The organism is Empedobacter falsenii, from assembly GCF_019308355.1.
Taxonomy (GTDB): Bacteria; Bacteroidota; Bacteroidia; order Flavobacteriales; family Weeksellaceae; genus Empedobacter; species Empedobacter falsenii_B.
Map to the genome: position 1 here is coordinate 1 of NZ_JAAGKM010000079.1, position 4,026 is coordinate 4,026.

A 4,026-nucleotide genomic window follows, 5' to 3' on the forward strand; every position below is an offset into this window, starting at 1 on the left:
TTGCCTTGATTTTGTTCTGATAAGATCTTGACGATCTGAACTTCTGTAAAATTGCTCTGTTTCATAATTATCCCTAAGTTAATAAACTATATTTTTAAACGGTCCGGTTTTTAGGGAAGATTACAAATTCATATGACCTTCGAGAAATCTTGATGCAAATTAAAGTATTGTAAAAAGTAGATATAAGTATTGAGAATTAAATTTTCAGAAATTAAATTTTAATTTATTGGTTAATATTTTCTACGATAAGACTCTTCTATTTTTCTATTTAATAATAATTCTTCCATAAGGCTTCCTTCTTTTCATAAGATGAATATTAAATAAATAATTTCTGTAAAAGACACAAGTACAATTATTTAACACACCTATGACCACACGCATAAGTCTTGTTACGCTATCCTATGTAAATTAGAAAATCAAAATTATATAAACAGAACTATAATGGATAATTTATTAAATGAACCTGGTCTTCAATTGACTATCTTGTTTTTCTTTATTCCTGTATTTTTTGCTTTGATTCTTATTTTAATTAAAATCAATAGCATTATATCAAATGTGTTAAGAAAAAAAGAATTAAAAAAAATCTATGAAGATTTAAAGAATCTTCAACCAGGAGAAGTGGCTGCTCTTGAAAAACGAAAGATAGAACTTGAGTTTAAACTAATAGGAAACGAACTTTTATTAAATAATTCTGTTGAAGATCCACGTGGATTAGTAGATCAAACAAATGAAATACATGATATTCGTTTTTTACAAACCAAACGAAAAGAAAGAAAAAATATAGTTATTCCTAACAACGAAAAAAAACTTATACTTTGGTTCTTAGGATGTGGTATTTTATGGCTTATTATAGGAACAACCGTAGGAGAGTATTTGGGAATAAAATTTGTCGCACCTGATGCTGATCATGTTAGTTGGTTAAGCTTTGGTCGATTAAGACCCGTACATACGAATATTGTTTTCTGGGGTTGGGCATCTGTTGCTATGGTCGGTTTTTCGTATTATGTTATTCCAAGAGTAGGTAATACAAAAATCTTTAGCTTAAAAATAGCTTATACTTCACTAATTTTAATGAATTCAGCTGTTTTATTAGGAAGTATTTGTTTAATGGTTGGGATAAATAATAGCGGTGGAGAATACAGAGAATATGTTTGGCCAGTTATGCTTCTTTTTGCAATAGGAATTATTATCAGTATTTATAATCATATCCAAACAATATCATCAAGAAAAACAGAAGAAATTTATGTCTCGAATTGGTATATAGTATCTGCAATGATGTTTGTTGTTGTCATATTACTTGTTGCTTATCTTCCGTTTTGGCAAGATGGATTAGGTGAAACCATTACACAAGGTTATTTTATGCATCAAGGTGTTGGTATGTGGTTCATGTTTTTTAATCTTGGATTAATGTATTTTTTCCTTCCACAAGAACTTAATAGCCCAGTGTACTCATATAGTCTAAGTATACTTGCTTTTTGGACTCAAATCTTATTTTACACTCTAATTGGAAATCATCACTTTATATTTAGTGCTATTCCATGGTGGATGCAAACTATTGCAATTGTAGCGAGCGTAGGTATGATAATACCTGTAGCTGCAGGAAGCATTAATTTTATGATGACTATTCGAGGTTCTTGGCACAGATTAAAATTAAGTTATGTACTACCATTTTATGTCGTTTCAATTATTTTCTATTTCACTGGTTCAATGCAAGGAACTGTAGAAGCATTTCGGGTAACTAATCTTGTTTGGCATTTTACCGACTTCACTGTTGCTCATTCTCATTTAACTATGTATGGTATTATCACATTTATGTTATGGTCATTTACTTATACACTTGTACCGAGACTTACTTCTCATGAACCACCAAGTATTACTGTTGGTTTACATTTTTGGTTTGCATTAATAGGTTTACTTGTTTATATTGTTTCGTTGATGATAGGATCTACAGAAAAAGGAATTTTATGGATGGATAAAAAACCGTTTCTTGAAGGTATAATTTTAATGATGCCCTATTGGTTATGGAGGGCTATAGGAGGTACAATGATGTGGATATCTCATTTTATTTTCGCTTATAACTTTTATAGAATGTTAAAACCAAAAAAGGAAATAAAAATACCGCAATCACCAGCTGAACTTTTAGATATTATTAATATAGAAAAAACAACATTATAATGGATTTTTTTAATAATCATAAAAAGCTTTTTCTTTCCGCATTGGCATTTTTTCTTTTTCTAACATTGATTATTTGTATTCTACCTGCACTTAATAATCAGAAAATAAATCGTCCTTTGCCAGGAAGTAATGTCTCTACAGAAGAGGAAGTTCGTGGTAAGCAAATTTATATAAGAGAAGGTTGTGTAGCTTGTCATACACAACAGATCAGAAATGTAGATATGGATCAGGTTTTTGGAGAAAGACCAAGTATTGCTGCAGATTATGCACGAAATAAACGTATTAGCTTTTTTCAGAATACAGCAACACTAATGGGAACAGAGAGAACAGGACCTGATTTAACTAATATTGGTCGTAAGCAACCAAGTTTAGAATGGCAATATTCACATTTATATAATCCAAGATCTGTTGTACCAGAATCTGTAATGCCTTCTTATAAATGGTTATTTAATGTAAAAGATTATTTGGACGAAGGAGAGATAGAAGTAAATGTTCCAGATGAATTTAGAATAGGAATTAAAGGAAAAATTGTTCCTTCAAGAGAAGCAAAAGATTTAGTAGCTTATCTCTTCAGTCTACAACAAGTAAAACTTACAGAAGATGTTGAGCCTGTGAAATTTTTATATAAAAAAGAAAAAAAATCTGAAGGAAATTCAACCGATTCAAATCTTCCTGACGGAGAAGCACTATTTGGAACAAACTGTGCAACTTGTCATCAAACAAATGGAGAAGGTTTACCTGGAGCATTTCCACCATTAAAAGGAAGCCCAATTGTTTTAGGAGAAAATTTAGAACTTTATATTACGATTATCATGAAAGGTTACGATCCAAGACCAGAATATGCTTCTATGCCAGCTGTAGGAGAAAATGCACATTTTACACCAGAAGATGTTACTGCAATTATAAATTATGAGAAAGCAAGCTGGGGAAATAATGGAAAAAAAGTAACAGTAGAAGAAGTGAAAGCTATCATGGACAAAATTAAATAAAATGAAACAGACAAAATATAAAACAATATTATTGTTAGGTTTATATAGCTATGCAAAAGCATGTGATGCCTGTAAACTTCAACAACCAAAAATTACGCAAGATTTTACACATGGAACTGGTCCCGAATCAAATTGGAATTGGTTCATTGTGATCTTGATTACTATAATTACATTATATACATTATTTTATTCGTTTAAATTTCTTATTAAACCTGGCGAAAAAGATAAAAAACATATCAAAAATATTGTTTTAAAATTTTAATAAAAAAGGGATTATGTCAGAAAAAAATATAACTGTGTACTTGTACATTGACAAAGAAGAAAAACCTATTGCAGAATTGGTTCCACCAGTTACGTTCAAGTTAGATACAACTAAATTGACGGATGGAGAACATTTATTAAAAATAGTAAGCAAGTTTGACCAAAAAGAAGGGTTAAAAATTATTCGTTTTACCGTTTCTAATGGGCCAATACTTCATATAGAAGGGCTTTCTGATAATGAAAAAGTGAATGGAGTATTGCCATTAATGATTAATGCTTATGATACAGGAAAAAACCAAAGTTTTATTATAAAAGGAAGCGAAAATCCACGAACAATACCAATTTGGGTTTGGGTTTTTATTATAATATTTATGGCTTGGGCAGCTTTTTATATCATTGAAAATTTTAGTCTTTAGCAATTAAAATTACTTTACCACCTCTTATTTCAAGTTCTCCTTTTTTTTCTAAGAGTTTAATTGGATATCCTAACGAAAGTTCCAGAGTAAGAAAAGGTATATAATACTTATCTTACAATTATGAAAGGAATAAAAAATCATTACGATGCTTCATTTAAATTACGAGCGGTAGAATTGAGTTATGA

4 protein-coding genes are annotated in these 4,026 nt (G+C 30.0%); all 4 read left to right on the plus strand.

The window, feature by feature from the left end:
• Positions 1–441: 441 nt before the first annotated feature.
• Genes G0Q09_RS14615 through G0Q09_RS14630 form a run of 4 tightly spaced genes read left to right on the plus strand, consistent with a single transcriptional unit; the run spans position 442 to position 3,841 of the window.
• Positions 442–2,175: a cbb3-type cytochrome c oxidase subunit I gene (locus G0Q09_RS14615; protein WP_219035436.1), complete on the plus strand. Its 1,734-nt coding sequence runs from the start codon at positions 442–444 to the stop codon at positions 2,173–2,175.
• Positions 2,175–3,164, plus strand: coding sequence for a cytochrome c (locus G0Q09_RS14620; RefSeq protein ID WP_125349009.1), 990 nt, complete (start codon positions 2,175–2,177; stop codon positions 3,162–3,164). The genes G0Q09_RS14615 and G0Q09_RS14620 overlap by 1 nt, the downstream gene beginning before the upstream one ends.
• Position 3,165: 1 nt before the next feature.
• Positions 3,166–3,426: a hypothetical protein gene (locus tag G0Q09_RS14625; protein WP_125349008.1), complete on the plus strand. Its 261-nt coding sequence runs from the start codon at positions 3,166–3,168 to the stop codon at positions 3,424–3,426.
• Between the two features lie 13 nt (positions 3,427–3,439).
• Positions 3,440–3,841, plus strand: a complete 402-nt coding sequence (locus G0Q09_RS14630; RefSeq protein WP_125349007.1) for a cytochrome C — start codon at positions 3,440–3,442, stop codon at positions 3,839–3,841.
• The last annotated feature ends 185 nt before the right edge of the window (positions 3,842–4,026 follow it).

What these genes read in the sequence shown, in the direction of transcription:
- G0Q09_RS14625 (WP_125349008.1), top strand. Translation starts at nt 3,166, where the DNA reads ATGAAACAGACAAAATATAAAACAATATTATTGTTAGGTTTATATAGC.
- G0Q09_RS14620 (WP_125349009.1), top strand. Translation starts at nt 2,175, where the DNA reads ATGGATTTTTTTAATAATCATAAAAAGCTTTTTCTTTCCGCATTGGCA.
- G0Q09_RS14630 (WP_125349007.1), top strand. Translation starts at nt 3,440, where the DNA reads ATGTCAGAAAAAAATATAACTGTGTACTTGTACATTGACAAAGAAGAA.
- G0Q09_RS14615 (WP_219035436.1), top strand. Translation starts at nt 442, where the DNA reads ATGGATAATTTATTAAATGAACCTGGTCTTCAATTGACTATCTTGTTT.